General features: G+C 71.4%; 22 protein-coding genes and 2 pseudogenes. 15 read left to right on the top strand and 9 right to left on the bottom strand.

Annotated elements, in window-relative coordinates; genetic code table 11:
* Window positions 1–72 precede the first annotated feature (72 nt).
* The 3 genes from OG852_RS35615 to OG852_RS35625 form a co-directional block, all read right to left on the bottom strand.
* Entirely contained in the window at window positions 73–885 is an 813-nt protein-coding gene (locus OG852_RS35615) for a thioredoxin domain-containing protein (protein WP_133910095.1), read from the bottom strand.
* A 96-nt stretch (window positions 886–981) separates the two neighbouring features.
* A complete protein-coding gene (locus OG852_RS35620) occupies window positions 982–1674 on the bottom strand; it encodes a hypothetical protein (protein ID WP_330350083.1) in 693 nt (230 codons plus the stop codon).
* A gap of 68 nt (window positions 1675–1742) precedes the next feature.
* A complete protein-coding gene (locus OG852_RS35625) occupies window positions 1743–3068 on the bottom strand; it encodes a DUF2252 domain-containing protein (RefSeq protein WP_133910097.1) in 1326 nt (441 codons plus the stop codon).
* 170 nt (window positions 3069–3238) lie between these two features.
* Here OG852_RS35625 and dnaE point away from each other — a divergent pair, with 170 nt between their 5' ends.
* Window positions 3239–6778, top strand: a complete 3540-nt coding sequence (gene dnaE / locus OG852_RS35630) for a DNA polymerase III subunit alpha (RefSeq protein ID WP_133910098.1) — start codon at window positions 3239–3241, stop codon at window positions 6776–6778.
* A 91-nt stretch (window positions 6779–6869) separates the two neighbouring features.
* Here the strand turns inward: dnaE and OG852_RS35635 are convergent, their stop codons facing one another.
* Window positions 6870–7034, bottom strand: a complete 165-nt coding sequence (locus OG852_RS35635; RefSeq protein ID WP_166663395.1) for a hypothetical protein — start codon at window positions 7032–7034, stop codon at window positions 6870–6872.
* Window positions 7035–7258: 224 nt separating this feature from the next.
* Between OG852_RS35635 and OG852_RS35640 the strand changes: the two genes are divergently transcribed.
* The 4 genes from OG852_RS35640 to OG852_RS35655 all read left to right on the top strand — a co-directional run bounded on the left by OG852_RS35640 (window position 7259) and on the right by OG852_RS35655 (window position 11178).
* On the top strand, window positions 7259–8479 hold the full coding sequence (locus OG852_RS35640) for an NYN domain-containing protein (RefSeq protein WP_133910099.1): 1221 nt from the start codon (window positions 7259–7261) through the stop codon (window positions 8477–8479).
* Window positions 8480–8539: 60 nt separating this feature from the next.
* Window positions 8540–9559, top strand: coding sequence for an ABC transporter ATP-binding protein (locus tag OG852_RS35645; protein ID WP_208117043.1), 1020 nt, complete (start codon window positions 8540–8542; stop codon window positions 9557–9559).
* A 73-nt stretch (window positions 9560–9632) separates the two neighbouring features.
* Window positions 9633–10454, top strand: a complete 822-nt coding sequence (locus OG852_RS35650; protein WP_330350084.1) for an ABC transporter permease — start codon at window positions 9633–9635, stop codon at window positions 10452–10454.
* A 34-nt stretch (window positions 10455–10488) separates the two neighbouring features.
* Entirely contained in the window at window positions 10489–11178 is a 690-nt protein-coding gene (locus tag OG852_RS35655) for a hypothetical protein (RefSeq protein WP_133910101.1), read from the top strand.
* A 19-nt stretch (window positions 11179–11197) separates the two neighbouring features.
* On the opposite strand, the gene ybaK is transcribed toward OG852_RS35655, so the two are convergent.
* The 4 genes from ybaK to OG852_RS35675 all read right to left on the bottom strand — a co-directional run bounded on the left by ybaK (window position 11198) and on the right by OG852_RS35675 (window position 15281).
* Window positions 11198–11698 carry a Cys-tRNA(Pro) deacylase gene (ybaK, locus tag OG852_RS35660; protein ID WP_133910102.1) on the bottom strand — a complete coding sequence of 167 codons (501 nt, stop codon included), beginning with the start codon at window positions 11696–11698 and terminating at the stop codon, window positions 11198–11200.
* 28 nt (window positions 11699–11726) lie between these two features.
* Complete coding sequence (locus OG852_RS35665) at window positions 11727–12467, bottom strand: LON peptidase substrate-binding domain-containing protein (RefSeq protein WP_133910103.1); 741 nt, start codon at window positions 12465–12467, stop codon at window positions 11727–11729.
* Window positions 12468–12478: 11 nt separating this feature from the next.
* Window positions 12479–13525 (bottom strand): hypothetical protein, encoded by a 1047-nt coding sequence (locus OG852_RS35670; RefSeq protein WP_133910104.1) that lies wholly within the window; start codon window positions 13523–13525, stop codon window positions 12479–12481.
* 175 nt (window positions 13526–13700) lie between these two features.
* Window positions 13701–15281, bottom strand: a complete 1581-nt coding sequence (locus tag OG852_RS35675; RefSeq protein ID WP_133910105.1) for an oxidoreductase — start codon at window positions 15279–15281, stop codon at window positions 13701–13703.
* A gap of 154 nt (window positions 15282–15435) precedes the next feature.
* On the opposite strand from OG852_RS35675, the gene hisD reads away from it, so the two are divergent.
* From hisD to OG852_RS35725, 10 genes and pseudogenes are all read left to right on the top strand, one after another.
* Window positions 15436–16761, top strand: coding sequence for a histidinol dehydrogenase (hisD, locus tag OG852_RS35680; RefSeq protein ID WP_330350085.1), 1326 nt, complete (start codon window positions 15436–15438; stop codon window positions 16759–16761).
* Window positions 16758–17867, top strand: coding sequence for a histidinol-phosphate transaminase (locus tag OG852_RS35685; RefSeq protein WP_330350086.1), 1110 nt, complete (start codon window positions 16758–16760; stop codon window positions 17865–17867). The genes hisD and OG852_RS35685 overlap by 4 nt, the downstream gene beginning before the upstream one ends.
* Window positions 17864–18457 carry an imidazoleglycerol-phosphate dehydratase HisB gene (hisB, locus tag OG852_RS35690; protein ID WP_133910108.1) on the top strand — a complete coding sequence of 198 codons (594 nt, stop codon included), beginning with the start codon at window positions 17864–17866 and terminating at the stop codon, window positions 18455–18457. The genes OG852_RS35685 and hisB overlap by 4 nt, the downstream gene beginning before the upstream one ends.
* A 4-nt stretch (window positions 18458–18461) precedes the next feature.
* Window positions 18462–18626 carry a hypothetical protein gene (locus OG852_RS35695; protein WP_166663396.1) on the top strand — a complete coding sequence of 55 codons (165 nt, stop codon included), beginning with the start codon at window positions 18462–18464 and terminating at the stop codon, window positions 18624–18626.
* On the top strand, window positions 18623–19267 hold the full coding sequence (hisH, locus tag OG852_RS35700) for an imidazole glycerol phosphate synthase subunit HisH (RefSeq protein ID WP_330350087.1): 645 nt from the start codon (window positions 18623–18625) through the stop codon (window positions 19265–19267). Before OG852_RS35695 ends, hisH begins: the two co-directional genes overlap by 4 nt.
* On the top strand, window positions 19264–19989 hold the full coding sequence (gene priA, locus OG852_RS35705) for a bifunctional 1-(5-phosphoribosyl)-5-((5-phosphoribosylamino)methylideneamino)imidazole-4-carboxamide isomerase/phosphoribosylanthranilate isomerase PriA (RefSeq protein ID WP_133910110.1): 726 nt from the start codon (window positions 19264–19266) through the stop codon (window positions 19987–19989). The genes hisH and priA overlap by 4 nt, the downstream gene beginning before the upstream one ends.
* Window positions 19986–20390 (top strand): RidA family protein, encoded by a 405-nt coding sequence (locus tag OG852_RS35710; protein WP_133910111.1) that lies wholly within the window; start codon window positions 19986–19988, stop codon window positions 20388–20390. The genes priA and OG852_RS35710 overlap by 4 nt, the downstream gene beginning before the upstream one ends.
* On the top strand, window positions 20387–21142 hold the full coding sequence (gene hisF, locus OG852_RS35715; protein WP_133910112.1) for an imidazole glycerol phosphate synthase subunit HisF: 756 nt from the start codon (window positions 20387–20389) through the stop codon (window positions 21140–21142). Before OG852_RS35710 ends, hisF begins: the two co-directional genes overlap by 4 nt.
* Window positions 21143–21212: 70 nt before the next feature.
* Window positions 21213–21476: pseudogene (locus OG852_RS35720) on the top strand (transcriptional regulator); the annotation flags it as partial.
* A gap of 54 nt (window positions 21477–21530) precedes the next feature.
* Window positions 21531–21680 (top strand): annotated as a pseudogene (locus tag OG852_RS35725) (MFS transporter); the annotation flags it as partial.
* 5 nt (window positions 21681–21685) lie between these two features.
* Here OG852_RS35725 and OG852_RS35730 read toward each other — a convergent pair.
* Entirely contained in the window at window positions 21686–22084 is a 399-nt protein-coding gene (locus tag OG852_RS35730; RefSeq protein WP_133910113.1) for a VOC family protein, read from the bottom strand.
* Window positions 22085–22096: the final 12 nt, after the last annotated feature.

Consider the following 22096-nt stretch of genomic DNA (forward strand, 5'->3'; position numbering starts at 1 on the left):
ACGGCAAAAGAGCGGGCGAACGTGAAATGTTCGCCCGCTCTTCGGCAATCCGTTCTCCGACCGTCCGCCGGACTAGGCCTTGAGGGCCGCCTCGATCGCCGTGTTGAAGTCGGCGACCGTCATCGGGGCGTTCTGCCCGTCCGAACCGGTCAGCGTCTTGCCGTCCATCTTCAGGGTCGGGGTGCCCGTCACACCGCTGTCGTCGAAGGTCTTCGACATCTCCAGCGCCCACCGGTCATAGGTGCCGTTCTTCACCGCGTTCTGGAACGCGGTGTTGCCCTTCAGCTCCTTGACGGTGTCCGCCACCTTGATCAGGTAGGAGTCGTCCTTGAACTTGTCGTCGGTCTCCTCGGGGTGGTACTTCGCCGAGTACAGGGCGGTCTTGTACTCGAGGAACGCCTCGGGGCTGACGTTCAGCGCCGCGCCCAGGGCGCTCAGCGCGTTCTTGGAGCCCTCGCCGGTCAGGCTGCGGTCGAGGAAGGTGGCGCCGACGTACTGGAGCTTGAACTTGCCGTCGTCGTAGTCCTTCTTCACCGTCGCGCCGACGGTCTGCTCGAACTGGGCGCAGATCGGGCAGCGCGGGTCCTCGTACATCACGAGGGTCTTCTTGGCGCTCGCCTTGCCCATGACGACGGTGGTGCCGTTCTTGCCGGTGGTGTTGGCCGGCTCGACCAGCTTGGCGGTCTTGGCCTCCTCCCAGTAGCTGGGCTGGTTGGCCTGGACGACGGCGTAGCCTATGCCGCCGGCCGCGGCCAGCACGCCGACCGCCGAGGCGGCGACGATGATCTGCCGCTTGGCCTTGGCCCGCTTGGCCTGCTTCTCGCGCTCGAGGCGGAGCCGCTCCCGGGCCGCCGTCTTGGCCGCCGCGCTGTTTCGCTTGCTCATGGTGGTGTTCTCCATCGGGGACGCGCACACGGGGTGCGCGGGATACGTGGGTGGGGACTGCTCGTGCCGGTGACCGCTCCGGCGGAACGGTCGCGCTCAGACGGAGACGGCGGGGTGCGGTGGTCCGCGCCGGCCCACGCAGTGCACGAGGAGCAGGTCCCGGGCGGTGGCCGTGGCGTGCGCGGGCCGCGACAGGCGGCGGGCCGCCGGGGCACGTCGTACGGTCACGGCGCGGACCGCGAGCAGCAGGGGCCGGAAGGTGGTCGCGCCGGCCGCCCGCAGGAGCTGGGCCAGCGCCCGCTCGCCCCGGCGCAGCCAGGCGGCCGCGATCAGGCCGACGGTGACGTGCGCGGCGAGCAGCAGCCAGGCGGTGGCCGGGTCGGAATGGGCCATCAGGCCGCCGAGCCGGTCGGGGTCGGTGCCGGTCACCCGGGCCAGCGGGGTGCCGACCCGGCTGCCGTCGCCGCACAGCACGTCCCAGCCGACCGCTGCCAGCGGGCCGGCGACCGGGCCGCCCGCCCGGCCGTAGCAGACGTGCTGGCCGGTGGTGAAGATCGTGTCGGCCGCGAGTTCCAGGGGGATCAGCAGGGCGGCGATCCGCCCGAAGCCGCACTCGCGGCCCGCGAGGGCGTACGCGAGGAGGAACACGGCGGCCGCGACGGCGGCCACCGTGTTGAACGGCAGCGGGGCCCGGGACAGCAGGACGTGCGACGCGGTGCTGAGCGTCACGACGACCGCCGTGAACAGCGCCGCGCGTACGGCTCTGAGTCGGGTCCCGGATATGTCCATGGCAGCAGAGAGTGTGTCACGCGCTCCTGTAGGGGACCCCTAAAGGGTGCCTGTGAGGAGCAGCACCGTCACAGACCCGGGATCCGGCCGTTGCGGAAGAGGTCGACGAAGATCTGGTGGTCGGCCCGCGCGCGTGCGCCGTAGCTGTGCGCGAAGTCCACCAGGAGCGGCGCGAAGCCCTCCTCGTCGGCGGCGATGGCGGCGTCGATGGCCCGCTCGGTGGAGAACGGCACCAGGGACTCGCCCGAGGTGTCGTCGGCCGCCGCGTGCATGGTGGCGGTGGCCCGGCCGAGGTCGGCGACGACACCCGCGATCTCCTCCGGGTCGTCGATGTCGCCCCAGTCCAGGTCGACGGCGTACGGGGAGACCTCGGCGACGAGCTGACCCGCGCCGCCCAGCTCGGTCCAGCCCAGCCACGGGTCGGCGTGCTGCTGAAGGGCGCGCTGGGAGATCACCGTGCGGTGGCCCTCGTGCTGGAAGTAGTCACGGATCGCCGGGTCGGTGATGTGCCGGGAGACGGCCGGGGTCTGGGCCTGCTTGATGTAGATCACGACGTCGTTCTCCAGGGCGTCGCTGTGCCCCTCCAGCAGGATGTTGTACGACGGCAGGCCCGCGGAGCCGATGCCGATGCCGCGGCGGCCCACGACGTCCTTCACCCGGTAGGAGTCCGGGCGGGCCAGGGAGGTCTCCGGCAGCGTCTCCAGATAGCCGTCGAAGGCCGCGAGGACCTTGTAGCGGGTGGCCGCGTCCAGCTCGATGGAGCCGCCGCCGGGCGCGAAACGGCGCTCGAAGTCACGGATCTCCGTCATGGAGTCCAGCAGGCCGAAGCGGGTCAGCGAGCGGGCGTCGCGCAGGGCGTCCAGGAGCGGGCCCTCGGCGGTGTCCAGGGTGAACGGCGGCACCTCGTCGCTCTTGGCGCCGGTCGCCAGCGCGCGCATCCGCTCGCGGTACGCGCCCGCGTACACCCGGACCAGCTCGGTGATCTGGTCGTCGCCGAGCGCCTTGGCGTACCCGATGAGGGCGATCGAGGCGGAGAAGCGCTTGAGGTCCCAGGTGAAAGGGCCGACGTAGGCCTCGTCGAAGTCGTTGACGTTGAAGATCAGCCGGCCGGTGGAGTCCATGTAGGTGCCGAAGTTCTCCGCGTGCAGATCGCCGTGGATCCACACGCGCGAGGTGCGGTCGTCCAGGAACGGGCCGCCCCGCTTCTCCGCGTCCAGATCGTGGTAGAACAGCGCGGCCGTGCCCCGGTAGAACGCGAACGCAGAGGCCGCCATCTTGCGGAACTTCACCCGGAACGCGGCCGGGTCGGCGGCCAGGAGCTCGCCGAAGGCGGTGTCGAAGACGGAGAGGATCTCCTCGCCGCGCTGCTCGTCGTTGAGCTGGGGAACCGACATCGCTGGGTGCCTCCTGGTGCGGTACATGGACGACAGCGTCTCTGCCGACTCCAACGCACGAAGGTACGCGGGAGTGCCCGGCCAGTGTCAGTCACGAGGCATAGACTTCGACGCTGACCCCCGGACTGTCCGCCCGCCAGTCGTCGAGTGTTTCCCTTGGAGGCCACGCCGTGTCGAAGCCGCCCTTCACGCACCTGCACGTCCACACCCAGTACTCGCTGCTGGACGGTGCCGCGCGGCTGAAGGACATGTTCAACGCGTGCAACGAGATGGGCATGACCCACATCGCCATGTCCGACCACGGCAACCTGCACGGGGCGTACGACTTCTTCCACACCGCGAAGAAGTCCGGGATCACCCCGATCATCGGGATCGAGGCGTACGTCGCGCCCGAGTCGCGGCGCAACAAGCGCAAGATCCAGTGGGGCCAGCCGCACCAGAAGCGGGACGACGTCTCCGGCTCCGGCGGTTACACCCACAAGACGATCTGGGCGGCGAACGCGACGGGCCTGCACAACCTCTTCCGCCTCTCCTCCGACGCGTACGCCGAGGGCTGGCTGCAGAAGTGGCCGCGCATGGACAAGGAGACCATCGCCAAGTGGTCCGAGGGGCTCATCGCCTCCACCGGCTGCCCCTCCGGCGAGCTCCAGACCCGGCTGCGCCTCGGCCAGTACGACGAGGCCCTGAAGGCGGCCGCCGACTACCAGGACATCTTCGGCAAGGACCGCTACTTCCTGGAGCTGATGGACCACGGCATCGACATCGAGCACCGGGTCCGCGACGGCCTGCTGGAGATCGGCAAGAAGCTCGGCATCCCGCCGCTGGTGACGAACGACTCGCACTACACGTACGCGCACGAGGCGACGGCGCACGACGCGCTGCTGTGCATCCAGACCGGCAAGAACCTCTCCGACCCCGACCGCTTCAAGTTCGACGGCACCGGCTACTACCTGAAGTCCACGGACGAGATGTACGCCATCGACTCCTCGGACGCCTGGCAGGAGGGCTGCGCCAACACGCTCCTGGTGGCCGAGCAGATCGACACCGCCGGCATGTTCGAGGCCAGGAACCTCATGCCGAAGTTCGACATCCCCGAGGGCTACACCGAGGTCACCTGGTTCCGCGAGGAGACCATGCGCGGCATGCACCGCCGCTTCCCCGAGGGCATCCCGGACGACCGCATGAAGCAGGTCGAGTACGAGATGGACACCATCATCTCGATGGGCTTCCCGGGCTACTTCCTCGTCGTCGCCGACTTCATCATGTGGGCCAAGAAGCAGGGCATCGCCGTCGGCCCCGGCCGGGGCTCGGCGGCCGGCTCGATCGTCGCGTACGCCATGGGCATCACCGACCTCGACCCCATCCCGCACGGTCTGATCTTCGAGCGCTTCCTCAACCCCGAACGCATCTCGATGCCCGACGTCGACATCGACTTCGACGAGCGTCGGCGCGTCGAGGTGATCAGGTACGTGACCGAGAAATACGGCGCCGACAAGGTCGCCATGATCGGCACCTACGGCAAGATCAAGGCCAAGAACGCGATCAAGGACTCCGCGCGCGTGCTGGGCTACCCGTACGCGATGGGCGACCGCATCACCAAGGCCATGCCCGCCGACGTCCTCGGCAAGGGCATCGACCTCAACGGCATCACCGACCCCTCGCACCCGCGCTACAGCGAGGCGGGCGAGGTCCGCGCGATGTACGAGAACGAGCCCGACGTGAAGAAGGTCATCGACACCGCCAAGGGCGTCGAGGGCCTGGTCCGCCAGATGGGTGTGCACGCGGCCGGCGTGATCATGTCCAGCGAGACCATCACCGAGCACGTCCCCGTCTGGGTGCGGCACTCCGACGGCGTGACCATCACCCAGTGGGACTACCCGAGCTGTGAGTCGCTCGGCCTGCTGAAGATGGACTTCCTCGGCCTGCGCAACCTGACGATCATGGACGACGCCGTCAAGATGGTGAAGTCCAACAAGGGCGTCGACATCGACCTCCTCGCCCTGCCGCTCGACGACCCGAAGACCTTCGAACTGCTCCAGCGCGGTGACACCCTCGGCGTCTTCCAGTTCGACGGCGGCCCCATGCGCTCCCTGCTGCGCCTGATGAAGCCCGACAACTTCGAGGACATCTCCGCCGTGTCGGCGCTCTACCGTCCCGGCCCGATGGGCATGGACTCGCACACGAACTACGCGCTGCGCAAGAACAAGCTCCAGGAGATCACCCCGATCCACAAGGAGCTGGAGGAGCCCCTCCAGGAGGTCCTGGCCGTCACCTACGGCCTGATCGTCTACCAGGAGCAGGTGCAGAAGGCCGCCCAGATCATCGCCGGCTACTCGCTCGGCGAGGCCGACATCCTCCGCCGCGTGATGGGCAAGAAGAAGCCCGAGGAACTGGCCAAGAACTTCACCATCTTCCAGGCCGGCGCCCAGAAGAACGGCTACAGCGACGAGGCCATCCAGGCCCTGTGGGACGTCCTGGTCCCGTTCGCCGGCTACGCCTTCAACAAGGCCCACTCCGCCGCGTACGGACTGGTCTCGTACTGGACCGCCTATCTGAAGGCGAACTACCCGGCCGAGTACATGGCCGCGCTGCTGACGTCCGTCAAGGACGACAAGGACAAGTCGGCGATCTACCTCAACGAGTGCCGCCGTATGGGCATCAAGGTGCTGCCGCCGAACGTCAACGAGTCGGTGCACAACTTCGCCGCCCAGGGCGACGACGTGATCCTCTTCGGCCTCGAGGCCGTCCGCAACGTCGGCACCAACGTGGTCGAGTCGATCATCAAGAGCCGCAAGGCGAAGGGGAAGTACGCCTCTTTCCCCGACTACCTCGACAAGGTCGAGGCGGTCGCCTGCAACAAGCGGACCACCGAATCGCTGATCAAGGCGGGCGCGTTCGACACGCTCGGCCACACCCGCAAGGGCCTCACCGCCCAGTTCGAGCCGATGATCGACAATGTGGTCGCGGTCAAGCGCAAGGAGGCCGAGGGCCAGTTCGACCTCTTCGGCGGTATGGGCGAGGAGGAGAGCAGCGAGCCCGGCTTCGGCCTGGACGTGCAGTTCACCGAGGACGAGTGGGACAAGACCTATCTGCTCGCGCAGGAGCGGGAGATGCTCGGTCTCTACGTCTCCGACCACCCGCTCTTCGGCCTGGAGCACGTGTTGTCCGACAAGGCGGACGCGGGCATCGCCCAGCTCACCGGCGGTGAGCACGCGGACGGCGCGGTCGTCACCATCGGCGGCATCATCTCGGGCCTGCAGCGCAAGATGACCAAGCAGGGCAACGCCTGGGCCATCGCCACCGTGGAGGACCTCGCGGGCTCCATCGAGTGCATGTTCTTCCCGGCGACCTACCAGCTCGTGTCGACCCAACTCGTCGAGGACGCCGTCGTCTTCGTCAAGGGCCGCCTCGACAAGCGGGAGGACGTGCCCCGGCTCGTCGCGATGGAGCTGATGATCCCGGACCTGTCCCACGCGGGCACCAACGCGCCGGTGGTCCTCACCATCCCCGCCACCCGGGTCACCCCGCCGATGGTCAGCCGCCTCAACGAGATCCTCACCCACCACAAGGGTGACAGCGAGGTCCGCATCAAGCTCCAGGGCCCGACCCGGACGACCGTCCTGCGCCTGGACCGGCACCGGGTCAAGCCGGACCCGGCGCTGTTCGGCGATCTGAAGGTGCTGCTCGGCCCGTCCTGCCTGGCGGGCTGAGGGTCCGACGCGGAAGAGAGCGCGAGGGGCGCGTCCGGTTGTGGACGCGCCCCTCGGTGTGCCCGGGCTGCAACAGCCCGCCGCACGGACGTCAGTTGTGCCCGAACCGTTTCTGCCGGCCCTTGCGGGCCATGTCCGCCGGCGTCACCTGGGAGATGCGCTGCTCGACCTGCTCCTGCATCGAGGACTGCTGGGCCTGCTGCTGACCACGCTCGGACTGCGGCTGTTTCCGGTCCTGCTTCTTGTTCTTGGCCATGGGGATCTGCCTCCTGCGGGGGATGTAGGGACCAGGGCCGCGACCAGATTCACATAGGCTGACATCAGGCGCATTTCGGATAATTACCGTCCGTGACAGGGGTTCTCCGAGCGCATCGGCCCGAAACGCCACGCCGAAGATCGAGTTCGGGCCGTTAACCCCCGCACGGTCGGGCAGACTCGAAGGAAGCCCGAAGCAAACCTCCCGGGAAGAGGGTGAGTCGTGTGGACCGCTGCATCGTCCTGGTGGACGCCGGGTATCTGCTGGGGGCCGCCGCGAGCCTCCTCGCCGGAGAGCCCTCGCGGTCCCGTATCACCGTCGATCACTCCGCCCTCGTCCAGGGTCTGCGCGAACAGGCCGAGTCCGACACCGAGCGGCCCCTGCTGCGCATCTACTGGTTCGACGGCGCCCCCGACCGTGTCCCCCAGCCCGAACACCGCAGGCTGCGGGTGATGCCCCGGGTCACCGTCCGGCTGGGCGCCCTCACCCGCAGCGACGGACGCTGGGCCCAGAAGGGCGTCGACGCCGCCATGCACGCCGAACTCACCGAGCTGGCCCGCAACCGCGCCTGCTCCGACGTCGTCCTCGTCACGGGCGACGGCGATCTGCTCCCCGGCATGATGGCCGCCAAGGAGCACGGCGTCGCCGTCCACCTGTGGGCCGTCCAGGCCGCCGACGGCGACTACAACCAGTCCGAGGACCTCGTCGCCGAGGCCGACGAACGGCGCGTCCTGGACCGTACGTGGATCACCAAGGCCGTACGCGCCAAGGAGCTCGGCGGGGTGTGCGCGCCGCCGCCCGTGCCCCGGCCCGAGATCGCCGCGATCCTCTCCGCGCCGCTGCCCGACTCAGGCCTCGCCCCGGCCGCCGACCGCTCCGCGGAGGAACCCGAACACGCGGGCGCCGACGCCGCCGACCGCGCCGGCACCCAGGAGCGGGTGCCCGCCACCAAGGGCGTCCCCACCCCCAAGGACCTGGCCGCGCTGCGCGCCCCCGGAGCCCACCCCGCCCCGCACCCCGCCACCGCGACCCTGCGCTGGTCCTCCGACCGGGGCTGGGTGGACCGCCCCGGGGTCGTCGCCGAGCCCGCCGAGGCCGCCTCCATGCCGACGCTGGCCCAGCTCACCACGGCCGAGCAGCGGTGGGCCGACCGCGAGGAGGACATCACCACCGTCGGCGGCGACCCGTACGAGGTGGGGCAGGTCTTCGCCCGCCGCTGGATGGGCCGCCTCGGCGACCAGAGCCATCTGCAGAAGCTGTCGGGCATGTACCCGCGGATCCCGCACCGCATCGACGGCGAGCTGCTGCGGTACGCGGCCCGTTTCGGACTGCTCGCCCACAAGGACGACCAGATCGACGAGCACGACCGCTACGCCATCCGGGCGGGCTTCTGGCGCGAGGTCGACGTCCGGACCGCCGCCGAGCACGCGCCCGCCGGGGACTGACGGCTCCGGGAGCAGCCCCAAGGGCGAGCAAAGCCCGCGGACCCCGTAGTCTCGTCCCTTGTGAGTACGCGCGCGACATCGGCCATCCGGCACCCGGACGAGGTCGTGTGTGCCGTGCGCGGACTGACCAAGACCTATCGGGCGGTACGGGGCCGGCGCGGCACCCCGGCGACCCCCGAGGTACGGGCCACCGACGCGGTCGAGCTGGACATCCGCCGCGGTGAGATCTTCGGCCTGCTCGGGCCGAACGGAGCCGGCAAGTCCACCCTCGTACGGCAGCTCACCGGGCTGATGCGGCCCGACGCGGGCACCGTGGAGATCCTCGGCCACGACATCGTGCGCCACCCCGAACGGGCCGCGCGCATCCTCGCCTACCTCGGCCAGGAGTCCACCGCCCTCGACGACCTCACCGTCTCCCTCGCCGCCGAGACCACCGGCCGGCTGCGCGGCCTCGACGTACGCCACGCCCGTCAGGAGCGGGACGCCGTCCTCGACGAGCTGGGGCTCACGCCGATCGCCGGGCGGCCCCTGCGCAAGCTGTCCGGCGGACAGCGCCGGCTCGCCTGTTTCGCGTCCGCGCTGGTGGGGGAGCGGCCCCTGCTGGTGCTGGACGAGCCGACCACCGGCATGGACCCGGTCGCCCGGCGCGCCGTATGGTCGGCCGTGGACCGGCGACGTGCCGAGCGCGGCACCACCGTCCTGCTGGTCACCCACAACGTCATCGAGGCCGAGACCGTCCTCGACCGGGTCGCCGTCCTCGACAGGGGCCGGGTCATCGCCTGCGACACGCCCACCGGGCTCAAGGAGCGGGTCGCCGACGAGGTCCGGGTCGAACTGGTGTGGCGGGAACGGGCGCCGCTGGAGGTGCCCGAGGTCGCCGCGCTGCGGGAGCGGGCCGTGGAGTCGGGGCGCCGCTGGACCCTGCGGCTGGCCCCCGACGAGGCCCGGGCGATCGTCGCCACCGTCACCGGCGGGGCCGCGTTCGCCGCACTGGACGACTTCACCCTGGCCACGCCCAGCCTGGAGGACGTGTACCTGGCCCTGGGCGGGGCCGCGCGGCAGGGGCTGGTGCGGGCGTGAGCGCGGGGGGCTTCGGGTCCGTATGGTCCGTAGGGGTCGGTGTGAGAGCCGTAGGGAAGAGGAGCAGCGCCACGTGAGTGTCGTACCCGCCGAGGTTGTGCCGGGCGGCGCCCGGGCCGGCACCGGCACGGTCCGCGCGGCCGCCGAGCTGGGGCCGCGCGCGCGGCTGTGGCCGTCGCTCGTGGCGGTGTACCGGGCGCAGCTCTCGCGCGCGCGGGTGGCGCGGATCCCGCTGCTGTTCGTGGCGACCTTCCAGTCGGTCGGCATCCTGATCATGATGCGGGGCGTCGTCGACGGGGGCAGCGAGGCCGAGTCGGTCGTCGCGGGCTCGGCGGTGCTGGTCGTCGCGTTCGTCGCGCTCAATCTGCTGGCGCAGTACTTCGGGCAGCTCCGGGCGAGCGGCGGGCTCGACCACTACGCCACCCTGCCGGTGCCGCCGGCGGCCGTGGTGCTGGGTGCGGCGGGGGCGTACGCCTCCTTCACCGTGCCGGGGACCCTGGTGACCGCGGTGTTCGGGTGTGTGCTGTTCGGGCTGCCGCTGACGCATCTGTGGGTGCTGGCGGCGGTGATTCCGCTGGCGGGGGCCGCGCTGTCGGGGCTGGGCGCCGCGTTCGGGCTGCTCGCGCCGCGGCCGGAGCTGGCGACGGTGCTGGGGCAGCTCGGGATGTCCGCCGCGCTGCTGCTGGGGGTGCTGCCGCCGGACCGGATGCCGGAGGCGGTGCGGTTCGCCCGGGATCTGCTGCCGTCGACGTACGGCGTCGAGGCCTTCGCGCGGACCTTCGCCACGGATCCGGACTGGGCGCTGGTGCTCGGGGACCTCGCGGTGTGCGCGGGTGTGGGCGTCGTTTCGCTGGCCGTCGCCACCTGGGCGTACCGGCGGGCCGCCGTCCGGTGACGCGCCGCACAGCGGGGCCTGGCACGATGTCAGGGTGACCGCACCGCTGACTCCGCCTCCGCCGCCGCACGAACCGTCCCCGCAGGGCGCCGCCTGGCCGCCTCCGCCCGGGGGGTACCTGGGGGTCGCGGACGCGCCGCGGGACGCCTCGTACGGACAGGACGGGCCCGGGATGAAGACCGAACTGCGGGAAGCCGCCGTGGTCACGGTGGTGCTTGCGGTGGCCGGGGCGCTGCTCGGGGTGGTCTGGAAGTGGCTCGCGCCGTCCGTGCCGCTGGTCGGTGACGTGGTGAACGGGGCGTGGGTGGTCTACCTCAAGGACACCGAGGGGGAGCAGGCGATCGGGGTGGACGGGACGTTCACCCTGCTGGCGCTGGGGTTCGGGGCCGTGAGCGCGGCGGGGGTCTTCGCCTGGCGGCGGCGTGGGGGCGTGCCGCTGGTGGTGGCGCTGCTGGTCGGGGGGCTGCTGGGGTCGGTCCTGGCATGGCGGCTGGGGGTGTGGCTGGGGCCCGGGTCGGATGTGATCGCCCAGGCCAAGGCCGCGGGGAAGGGGGTGACGTTCCCGGCGCCCTTGAAGCTGGGGGCGCACGGGGCGTTGCTGGCGTGGTCGTTCGCGGCGCTGCTGGTCCACCTGGGGCTCACGGCCCTGTTCGGACCGCGCGACCCCGACCCGTACGGACAGGACCCCACCCCGAAGGACTCCTACGGCGCGCCGCTCGCGTAACGGCGACGCGCCCTTCCGGTCAGCCGCGGCCGATCGGGGCCAGGATCGCTGCTGTCAGGGTGGCCAGGTCGGCCGGGGCGAGTTCCACCTCCAGGCCGCGGCGGCCCGCCGAGACGCAGATCGTGGGGTGGGCGTCGGCCGAGTCGTCGAGGACCGTGGGGAGTTTCCTGCGCTGGCCCAACGGAGAGATGCCGCCCCGGACGTATCCCGTGGTGCGTTCGGCCAGGGTGGGGTCGGCCATCGTGGCGCGCTTGCCGCCGACCGCCGAGGCGAGCGCCTTGAGGTCGAGGGAACCGGCCACCGGGACCACCGCGACCGTGAGGGCGCCGTCGACGTCGGCGACCAGGGTCTTGAAGACCCGGTCGGGGGACACGCCCATCGCCTCCGCGGCCTCCTCGCCGTAGGACGGGTGGTTCGGGTCGTGGTCGTAGGAGTGGACCGTGAAGTCCACGCCCGCCGAGGTGAGGGCCACCGTGGCGGGCGTGCCGCCGGACTGCTGCTTCTTCGGCTTCTTCGCCATGGGTTTCGAGCGCCTTGGGGTCGTGGCCTCAGTTGAGACTGGTCGGGCCGCGCGTCAGGTCCGACGCGGGCAGCGAGGGAAGGCTACGGATGATCGCCGTCTCGGTGCGAAGGAGTTTCAGTTCGTCACGGAGCCGGGACGCCGTGTCGGGGGCCTGCAGGAGGCGCTGCTTGGTCGGCGTGTCGAGCATCATCGCCGCGGCCACCAGGTAGGAGACCACCGCGGGGTCGTCGGGGAGGTCGGCGCCGGTGGTGAGGGAGCGTTCCCGGGCGCCCGCGAGGCGCTTCTGGTACTGGCGGAAGGAGCGCAGGACGCCTTCGGCGAGGGCGCCCGCCTCGTCGCCGGGTCGTTCCGGCAGTTCCTCGAGTTCGGCCGTGAGGAAGGGGCCCGACGCGTCCACCGACAGCAGGCGGACCCTCGTGGTGCCCGTCGCCAGGACCTCGAAGGTGCCGTCGGCCCGCTCACGGATCGTCGCGGCGTCGGCGACGCAGCCCGTGCCGTGGAAGGCCTTGAGGGGATCCTCGCCGAAGCCGGCCGCCGGGCCGCGCTCGGGCAGCGCCGTCGGGTCGGGCAGACCCGGTGCGCTGGGCGCGACCTCATGGCCGTCGCGGATGGCGACGACGGCGAAACGGCGCGGTTCGTCCTCGGCGGTCTTGAGCAGATCGCGCATCATGGCGCGATAGCGCTCCTCGAAGACGTTCAGCGGGAGCACCAGACCCGGGAACAGCACCGAGTTCAGGGGGAAGAGCGGCAGACGGACGGTGGTCACGGCGCAGAAGCCTAATGGTCGTCCGGGTGGGCTCGGTCGTCGTGCCCGTTTCGTGGACGCCACGGTTCGGGCACGGCCCCTCCGGTGTACACCGCCTCGCGCACCGCGAGGAAGTGGCCGAGCGGGTCGTCGGAGAGCCTGCCCCAGGGGAAGGAGGTGGCGTACGGGCCGATCAGGCGGAGCTGGACGAGGGCGTCGTCGAGGCGGCCGAGGCGGACGAGGACGTACGTCAGCAGATTGCGTATCTCGGCGGTCCACGGGTCCAGGGACGGGTAACGGGCCGACAGGGCCATCGCCCGGTCGGCCGCCGAGTCCAGCCGCTCGCGCGGTACCTCGGGGCCGCAGCCGTCGGTGAGATAGGCGAAGGCGGCCCGGACGGGGAGCGCCTGGACCAGCGAGCCGGCCGGGGCGTCCTGGGCGGCGCGGTCGGCGAAGTCGAAGCACTCGCGGTGCGAGCCGTGCCAGGACTCGGCGAGATAGCGCTTGGCGGCGACATGGCAGCCGTAGTGGTGCGGGGCGCGGCGCACCGCCGCCTCCCACAGCTCGCCGAAGTACTTGTGCCCGGCCCGTGTGCCGCGGGCGTGGTCCAGGGCGATCCGCCACGGCACCGGGTCGCGGTGGTCGCTCTGCGCGGCCGCCGTGATCAGCGGGCTCACCTCGCGCAGCAGTTCGGCCCGGGCCGGTGACCGCCAGGCGCGGTCGACCGCGAGCTGGGCGGAGACCAGCAGCAGGTCGGGGTCGCGGGGCGCCGCCGCACGCCACTCCTCGAACCACTCCGTGCGGGAGTGCGCGAAGGAGGCCAGCCGGGTCACATAGCGGTCGCGGTACTCCCACTCGCCCCGCTCACGGGTGCGGGACAGGAGCGCGGCGGCCGTCTCGAACGCGCCGCGGCCGGCCGCGACCAGGGCCGGGCCGAGCCGGTCGTCGGGCACGTCGAGGAGCACCTCGTCGTCGGCGGGGAGCCCGGCGCCGGGGTGGGGGGCGGCGGTCGTCCGGGCAGCCCGGGAGATCCGGGAGGCTCGGATGAAGGGGGGCAGCAGAGCCATGGTGCCGCCCATTGAAAAGCCGCAGGTCGGCTTCCGCCAGAGGGTGTGGGCAAGCTGGGGAAAGTTGTACGCCGCCAGGTCAAGGAACCGTAAAAGGTGAGTGCTGTTCAGGGATTGTTCGTGCACGGACAAGGGGGTTGTGTGGAGATTCCGCGGGCCGGGTTTCAGTCGGCCGGGACCGTGCGCGTCACCCCCGCCGCAGCAGCCGCGTCGCCCCCGCCGCCACCGTCGTGGCCAGGATCCAGCCGAGCAGGATCAGCGCCGTCGCCAGCCACTGCCAGCCGCCGGTGAGCCGCCACTGGCCGACCTGGCCCAAATCGATCACCGGCAGCAGCAGGTCCAGGGAGAACAGCGCCGGGTTCCACGGCGGATGCCCCGCCGGGTTCACCGCGGGATGCGGGGCGTTGGCGAAGGCCAGGGTGCTCGCCGCCCACAGCACCGCCATCCACACCGCCGCCCGGCCCGGCCGGTACCCGTAGGCGACCGTCCAGTCCTGCGCGTAGCCCACGAGCTTCGCGGCCGGCGGCAGCGTCTCGCGGCGCCTGCGCTGCTTGGCGAGCAGCACCTCGCGGGCGTCCTCGTCCTCCCCGCCCTCCCGCAGCACCGTCGCCAGCCGTTCGTACGGCTCCGGCGCGTACTCGGCGGTCGCGGCGGCCACCCAGTCCAGCCGCGCGGCCAGCGGGAACGGCCCCTGGGGCACCAGGTTCTCGTAGGCGAAACCACCCATGTGCAGCCGGCCGGGGCCGGGCCACGCGCTCGCCCGGTCCACCAGGTTGATCACCCGGGCGCCGGACAGCACCACCTTGCCCCGCGCCGGCCGCTCGCCGAGGAATCGCAGCTCGGGCGTCTGGACCCGGACCAGCGACAGTTCCTGGTCGTCCGTGAGGACGAACCGGGCCCGCTCCAGGTCGACCGCGTCCCCGAACCGCCCGTCGTCCAGCCGCACCCCGCCCCGGCACTCGAAGCGCTGGATGCGCGTCCCGCGCGCGGGGGTCGTCCCGCTCAGCGCCTGCCGGCCGACGCCCGCCGGGGTCAGATACAGCGAGCGCTCCACCGTGAGCTGGGGCGCGTTCAGCGCGAGCCGGGTGTACGGGTTGGCCAGCCGGGCGCCCCGCAGGCTCAGCGACACGCCGATCTTGGCGCTGCGCAGACTCACCTCGCCGTGCGACTCCAGCAGCTCCGCCTGGAGGTCCTGGCCGACCGTCATCCCGTCGGCGGCGATCGAGCGGCCCGTACGGTCGTGGTGCACGATCGCCTGGTTGAGCAGCAGGTCCGTGCCGATGTGCGCGTCGGTGAGCCGTACGCCGTGGTGGAAGCGACAGCGCGGAAGATGCAGATCGCCCTCCGTGTGCAGCCGCGCCGCCTCCAGGCGCGGCACCGCGCAGTCCACCATCCGCAGGGTCGCGAACCGCGCCTCCGGCAGCAGCACGTCCTCCTCGAACCGGCACCGCCTCATCTCGACGTACGGCACCACCGTGCCGCCCGCCAGGTCGAGGCTGCCGCTGATCCGCACGCCGGCCAGCTTGAGGCTGGACACCCGGCCCGCCAGCGCGGGCGGCCCGTCCAGCAGCAGCCAGGCGACGATCCTCGCCCGCACGGTCCGCTCCTCGCCCCACGGATGCCCGCCGTGCGGATCGTCGACGACCGGGTCCCCGCTGCTCAGGTCGTACACGCTGCCGTTGCGGAACGACTGCCACATCCCGGCCTCGGCCGCGGTCAGATCGTCCGGAATGTCTCCCGTGGCGTCTGCGTCCCCTTCGGTCACCATCTGTCACCCCCTTCGGCCACCCACAGCCCTTGATGCCCCTCCGTGACCCCCTGGAAGCAAGACGTGAAGGTGATCTTCCGGGTTCCGGCCACGCTGCGTATCAGCCACTGATACGCGCGGACGGCGCCGGATCCCGGTCTGAGAGAATTGGCCTGTGATCTCTCGAATCGATCTGCGCGGCGACGCCCTTCCCGAGGGCCCCGCCCTGCGTGACCTGCTGCCCCGAGCCGAGTTCGACGTTCAGGCCGCCCTGGAGAAGGTGCGTCCGATCTGCGAGGCCGTGCATCATCGGGGCGACGCGGCGCTGATCGACTTCGCCGAGAGGTTCGACGGGGTACGGCTGGAATCCGTACGGGTCCCCGCGCGCGCGATCGCCGACGCGCTGGAGGCGCTCGACCCGGCCGTGCGCGCAGCCCTGGAGGAGTCCATCCGCCGCGCCCGGCTCGTCCACCGTGAGCAGCGCCGTACGACCCACACGACCCAGGTCGTGCCGGGCGGCTCGGTGACCGAGAAGTGGGTGCCCGTGGAGCGCGTCGGGCTGTACGCGCCCGGCGGCCGGTCGGTCTACCCGTCGTCCGTCGTGATGAACGTCGTGCCCGCGCAGGAGGCCGGCGTCGCGTCCATCGCGCTCGCCTCCCCGGCCCAGGCCGGGTTCGGGGGCCTCCCGCACCCGACGATCCTCGCCGCCTGCGCCCTGCTCGGCGTCGACGAGGTGTACGCCGCCGGTGGCGCGACCGCCGTCGCGATGTTCGCGTACGGCACCGAGTCCTGCGCGCCCGCGAACATGGTCACCGGGCCGGGCAACATCTGGGTCGCCGCCGCCAAGCGCTACTTCACCGGCAAGATCGGCATCGACGCCGAGGCGGGCCCGACCGAGATCGCGGTCCTCGCCGACGCGAGCGCCGACCCCGTGCACGTGGCGTCCGACCTGATCAGCCAGGCCGAGCACGACCCGCTGGCCGCCGCCGTCCTGGTCACCGACTCCGTCGAACTGGCGGACGCCGTCGACAAGGAGCTGGAGCCGCAGATCGCGGCCACCAAGCACATCGACGACCGGATCGTCCCGGCCCTCAAGGGCCGGCAGTCCGCGATCGTCCTCGTCGACGGCATCGACGAGGGCCTCCGCGTGGTCGACGCCTACGGCGCCGAGCACCTGGAGATCCAGACGGCGGACGCGGCGGCCGTGGCCGACCGCGTGAAGAACGCCGGCGCGATCTTCATCGGGCCCTGGGCGCCGGTCTCCCTCGGCGACTACGCCGCCGGGTCCAACCACGTGCTGCCCACCGGTGGCTGCGCCTGCCACTCCTCGGGCCTCTCCGTCCAGTCCTTCCTGCGCGGCATCCACATCGTCGACTACACACAGGACGCGCTGGCCGAGGTCGCGCACCACGTGGTCACGCTGGCGGAGGCGGAGGACCTGCCCGCGCACGGCGCGGCGATCAAGGCAAGGTTCGGGTGGAAGGTACCGGCGAGCAAGTGAACTTCGGAATCGACGATCTCCCCGTACGGGACGAGCTGCGCGGCAAGTCCCCCTACGGCGCGCCCCAGTTGGACGTCCCCGTACGGCTGAACACCAACGAGAACCCCTACCCGCTGCCCGAGCCGCTGGTCGAGCGGATCGCGGAGCGGGTCCGTGAGGCGGCCCGCGACCTCAACCGCTACCCCGACCGGGACGCCGTGGAGCTGCGCACGCGGCTCGCGCAGTACCTGACGGACACGTCCGGGTACGCGGTCGGCCTCGCCAACGTGTGGGCGGCCAACGGCTCCAACGAGGTGCTCCAGCAGCTCCTGCAGACCTTCGGCGGACCGGGCCGTACGGCGATCGGCTTCGAGCCGTCGTACTCGATGCACGGACTCATCGCGCGCGGCACCGGAACCGGCTGGATCTCCGGCCCGCGCAACGAGGACTTCACCATCGACGTCCCGGCGGCCGAGAAGGCCCTCGCCGAGCACCGCCCGGACGTCGTCTTCATCACCACCCCCAACAACCCCACCGGCACCGCCGTCCCGGCCGAGACGGTCCTCGCGCTGTACGAGGCCGCGCAGGCGGCCAGGCCGTCCATGGTGGTGGTCGACGAGGCGTACATCGAGTTCAGCCACGGCGACTCGCTGCTGCCGCTGCTCGAAGGCCGGCCGAATCTGGTCGTCTCCCGGACGATGTCGAAGGCCTTCGGCGCGGCCGGGCTGCGCCTCGGCTATCTCGCCGCGCACCCGGCGGTCGTGGACGCCGTCCAGCTCGTACGGCTGCCGTACCACCTGTCGGCCGTCACCCAGGCGACCGCGCTGGCAGCCCTGGAGCACACCGACACGCTGCTGAAGTACGTCGAGCAGCTGAAGTCGGAGCGGGACCGGCTGGTGAGCGAGCTGCTGGCGATCGGCTACGAGGTCACGGCGTCCGACGCCAACTTCGTGCAGTTCGGCCGGTTCGCCGACGCCCACGAGGTCTGGCAGCGGATCCTCGACCGGGGCGTCCTGGTCCGCGACAACGGCGTGCCGGGCTGGCTGCGGGTCACCGCCGGAACCCCCGAAGAGAACGACGCGTTCCTCGACGCGGTCCGTGAAGTCAAGAAGGAGCAGAGCGCATGAGCCGCGTAGGACGTATAGAGCGGACGACGAAGGAGACCTCGGTCCTCGTCGAGATCAACCTCGACGGCACCGGCAAGGTCGATGTGTCGACCGGCGTCGGCTTCTACGACCACATGCTCGACCAGCTCGGCCGGCACGGTCTGTTCGACCTGACGGTGAAGACCGACGGCGATCTGCACATCGACTCGCACCACACCATCGAGGACACCGCCCTCGCCCTCGGCGCCGCCTTCAAGCAGGCCCTCGGCGACAAGGTCGGCATCTACCGCTTCGGCAACTGCACGGTCCCGCTGGACGAGTCCCTCGCCCAGGTGACGGTGGACCTGAGCGGCCGCCCGTACCTCGTGCACACCGAGCCCGAGAACATGGCGCCGATGATCGGCGAGTACGACACCACGATGACCCGGCACATCCTGGAGTCCTTCGTCGCCCAGGCCCAGATCGCGCTGCACGTGCACGTGCCCTACGGGCGCAACGCCCACCACATCGTGGAGTGCCAGTTCAAGGCCCTCGCCCGGGCGCTGCGGTACGCGAGCGAGCGCGACCCGCGTGCGGCCGGCATCCTCCCCTCCACGAAGGGTGCGCTGTAAATCCATGAACGGTCTGTCGACCCTTCTGATCGTCGTCGGTCTGTTCCTGGCCGGCGGCATCTACTCCTTCGTCAAGCAGGACATGCCGAAGAGCCTGGTCGTGCTGCTGTCGATCGGCGCCGGGATGTGTCTGGTCGCCGGTGTGATGAGGCTGGAGGTGTGGAGTTGAGCGCGGTGAGCAAGAAGGTCGTCGTCTTCGACTACGGCTTCGGCAACGTCCGCTCCGCCGAGCGCGCCCTCGCGCGCACCGGGGCCGAGGTCGAGATCACCCGTGACTTCGACCGGGCCATGAACGCCGACGGGCTGCTGGTGCCCGGCGTCGGGGCCTTCGCCGCCTGTATGACGGGTCTGCGCGAGGCGCGCGGAGACTGGATCATCGACCGCCGGCTCTCCGGCGGACGCCCCGTGATGGGCATCTGCGTCGGCATGCAGATCCTGTTCGCCCGCGGCATCGAGCACGGCGTCGAGACCGAGGGCCTCGACGAGTGGCCCGGCGCGGTCGAGCCGCTCCAGGCCGAGATCGTGCCCCACATGGGCTGGAACACCGTGGACGCGCCCGCCGACTCCGAGCTCTTCGCCGGCCTCGACGCGGACGCCCGCTTCTACTTCGTGCACTCCTACGCCGTCCACGACTGGTCCCTGGAGACCCACAACCAGGCCATGCACGCGCCCCGGGTGACCTGGTCGACGCACGGCAAGCCGTTCGTGGCGGCCGTGGAGAACGGCGCCCTGTGGGCCACCCAGTTCCACCCCGAGAAGTCCGGCGACGCCGGAGCCCAGCTCCTCACCAACTGGATCGGAACCCTGTGAGCAAGCTCGAACTCCTCCCCGCCGTCGACGTCAGGGACGGCCAGGCCGTCCGTCTCGTCCACGGCGAGTCCGGCACGGAGACCTCGTACGGCTCCCCGCTCGAGGCGGCCCTCGCCTGGCAGCGGGCGGGCGCCGAGTGGCTGCACCTGGTCGACCTCGACGCCGCCTTCGGCACCGGCGACAACCGGGACCTGGTCCGCGAGGTCACCCGGGCGATGGACATCAAGGTCGAGCTGTCCGGCGGTATCCGCGACGACGCCTCGCTCGCCGCCGCGCTCGCCACCGGCTGCACCCGCGTCAACCTCGGCACCGCCGCCCTGGAGACCCCCGAGTGGGTCGCCAAGGTCATCGCCGAGCACGGCGACAGGATCGCGGTCGGCCTGGACGTGCGCGGGACGACCCTGAAGGGCCGCGGCTGGACCCGCGACGGCGGCGACCTCTACGAGACGCTGGAGCGGCTCAACGCGGAGGGCTGCGCCCGGTACGTCGTCACCGACATCGCCAAGGACGGCACCCTGCAGGGCCCCAACCTGGAGCTGCTGCGGAACGTCTGCGCGGCGACGGACCGGCCGGTCGTGGCGTCGGGCGGCGTGTCGTCCCTCGACGACCTGCGGGCCATCGCCGAGCTGGTACCCCTCGGTGTCGAGGGCTCCATCGTCGGGAAGGCGCTGTACGCGAAGGCGTTCACCCTGGAAGAAGCACTGGAGGCAGTGTCGTCATGACGTCCGAGGCCGTGCGGCGTGTGCAGAGCGGAAGTCCCTGGGAAGAGAGTTTCGGATTCGCACGCGCCGTCGCGGCGGGCGACCGTGTGCTGGTGTCGGGCACCACGTCCTTCAAGGGCCGCGTGCTCCACGGGGAGGGCGACCCCTACGAGCAGGCCAAGCGGTCCTTCACCAGCGCCCTCGAGGCGATCGGGGAGTTCGGGCTCGGTGTGGAGTCCGTGATCCGTACCAGGATGTATCTCACGCACCAGCGGGACGTCGACGACGTGGGCCGGGCCCATCAGGAGATCTTCGGCGCGGTGCGCCCGGTCTCGACCCTGCTGGTCGTGGAGGGGTTCGTCGACCCGCGCATCCTGGTCGAAGTGGAACTAGAGGCATTCAGAGGAGCCGTGAACTCATGACCCTGGCGGTCCGAGTCATCCCCTGCCTGGACGTGGACAACGGCCGGGTCGTCAAGGGCGTCAACTTCCAGAACCTGCGCGACGCGGGCGACCCCGTCGAGATGGCCAAGGTGTACGACGCGGAGGGCGCCGACGAGCTGACCTTCCTGGACATCACCGCCTCGTCGGGCAACCGCGAGACCACCTACGACGTGGTGCGCCGCACCGCCGAGCAGGTGTTCATCCCGCTGACCGTCGGCGGTGGCGTGCGCACCCCCGAGGACGTCGACAAGCTGCTGCGGGCGGGCGCCGACAAGGTGGGCGTCAACACGGCGGCCATCGCCCGCCCGGAGCTGATCAAGGAGATCGCCGAGCGGTTCGGCAGCCAGGTGCTGGTGCTGTCGGTGGACGCGCGCCGCACCGCGCCGGGCTCCTTCGAGGTGACCACCCACGGCGGGCGCAAGGGCACGGGCATCGACGCGATCGAGTGGGCGCACCGGGCGGCCGAGCTGGGCGCCGGCGAGATCCTGCTGAACTCGATGGACGCCGACGGGACCAAGGACGGCTACGACCTCGAGATGATCGCCGCCGTCCGCAAGCACGTCACCGTCCCGGTGATCGCCTCGGGCGGCGCCGGAAAGCTCGGCGACTTCGCGCCGGCCGTCGCCTCGGGCGCGGACGCGGTGCTGGCCGCGTCGGTGTTCCACTTCGGCGACCTGAGGATCGGCGAAGTGAAGCAGGCGCTGAAGGAGGCGGGTCACCCGGTGCGGTGACGCCGCGCTCGGCTTGAGGTGAGCCCCGGTCACCTGGTGGTCGGGGCTCACCTGTGGGGAGACGCACCGATTGCCGTTCGTCGCCGAGTCCGCGACGGCCTCCCGGTTGGCCGAGCAGATCGACGAGGCCGTGTCGCTCGTCGGCTACCACCTGCGCAAGCTCGCCGGGCACGGCCTCATCGAGGAGGCCGGGCAACCCAGCACCGACGCCCGGGAGCGCTGGTGGCAACCGGCCTCGGACGGGGCCGGCGTCCGGGACGAGGACTTCCGGGACGCACCGGAGAAGGCGGCCATCCACCCGGCGGCGTCACGGCTCTTCCCGGAGCAGCGGTCCTTTCGGAGCCCTCGCGTACGTCCCGGCGATCGCCGCCGTGTCCAGTCTGGCGGTCTCGGCGTGGCACCGCTCGGCATGCCCCTGTCCGCCGCCGCGATCGGGGCGTGGGGATGCGGCCCGGTCTTCCTGGCCGGCGCGGCGGTCTGCGGCCTCGGCGGAGTCGTCGCGCTGTGCGTCCCCGCCCTGCGCTCGCCGGGCTGCCCCGCTGATCAGCCCTTCGGCTGCGCCAGCTGCACCAGATTGCCCACCGTGTCGTCCAGGACGGCCATGATCACCGGACCCTGCTCCTGCGGGGCCTGGGTGAACTCCACGCCCAGGGCGCGCAGCCGCTCGTACTCCCGGTGGATGTCGTCCACCGAGAAGACGATGCAGGGCAGCCCCGCCCCCTTCACCGCCGTGCGGTACGGCTCCGCGATGGGCCCCTGACCGGGCTCCAGCAGGAGCTGCAGGTCCTGCTGGGCGCCCTCGGGCGCGCCGACGGTGACGAACAGCGTGCCGCCGCCGAGGTCCATGTGCATCCGGGTCTCGAACCCCAGCACGTCCGTGTAGAACGCGTGGGCCTTCGCGACGTCGTCGACGTACACGCTGGTCATGGCTACTTTGATCACGGGGGTGCCCTT

The organism is Streptomyces sp. NBC_00582, from assembly GCF_036345155.1.
Taxonomy (GTDB): domain Bacteria; phylum Actinomycetota; class Actinomycetes; order Streptomycetales; family Streptomycetaceae; genus Streptomyces.

What these genes read in the sequence shown, in the direction of transcription:
- hisB (WP_133910108.1), top strand. Translation starts at nt 17,864, where the DNA reads ATGAGCCGCGTAGGACGTATAGAGCGGACGACGAAGGAGACCTCGGTC.
- OG852_RS35620 (WP_330350083.1), bottom strand. Translation starts at nt 1,674, where the DNA reads ATGGACATATCCGGGACCCGACTCAGAGCCGTACGCGCGGCGCTGTTC.
- OG852_RS35710 (WP_133910111.1), top strand. Translation starts at nt 19,986, where the DNA reads ATGACGTCCGAGGCCGTGCGGCGTGTGCAGAGCGGAAGTCCCTGGGAA.
- OG852_RS35695 (WP_166663396.1), top strand. Translation starts at nt 18,462, where the DNA reads ATGAACGGTCTGTCGACCCTTCTGATCGTCGTCGGTCTGTTCCTGGCC.
- OG852_RS35675 (WP_133910105.1), bottom strand. Translation starts at nt 15,281, where the DNA reads ATGGTGACCGAAGGGGACGCAGACGCCACGGGAGACATTCCGGACGAT.
- OG852_RS35670 (WP_133910104.1), bottom strand. Translation starts at nt 13,525, where the DNA reads ATGGGCGGCACCATGGCTCTGCTGCCCCCCTTCATCCGAGCCTCCCGG.
- ybaK (WP_133910102.1), bottom strand. Translation starts at nt 11,698, where the DNA reads ATGGCGAAGAAGCCGAAGAAGCAGCAGTCCGGCGGCACGCCCGCCACG.
- hisF (WP_133910112.1), top strand. Translation starts at nt 20,387, where the DNA reads ATGACCCTGGCGGTCCGAGTCATCCCCTGCCTGGACGTGGACAACGGC.
- OG852_RS35635 (WP_166663395.1), bottom strand. Translation starts at nt 7,034, where the DNA reads ATGGCCAAGAACAAGAAGCAGGACCGGAAACAGCCGCAGTCCGAGCGT.
- OG852_RS35625 (WP_133910097.1), bottom strand. Translation starts at nt 3,068, where the DNA reads ATGTCGGTTCCCCAGCTCAACGACGAGCAGCGCGGCGAGGAGATCCTC.
- OG852_RS35615 (WP_133910095.1), bottom strand. Translation starts at nt 885, where the DNA reads ATGAGCAAGCGAAACAGCGCGGCGGCCAAGACGGCGGCCCGGGAGCGG.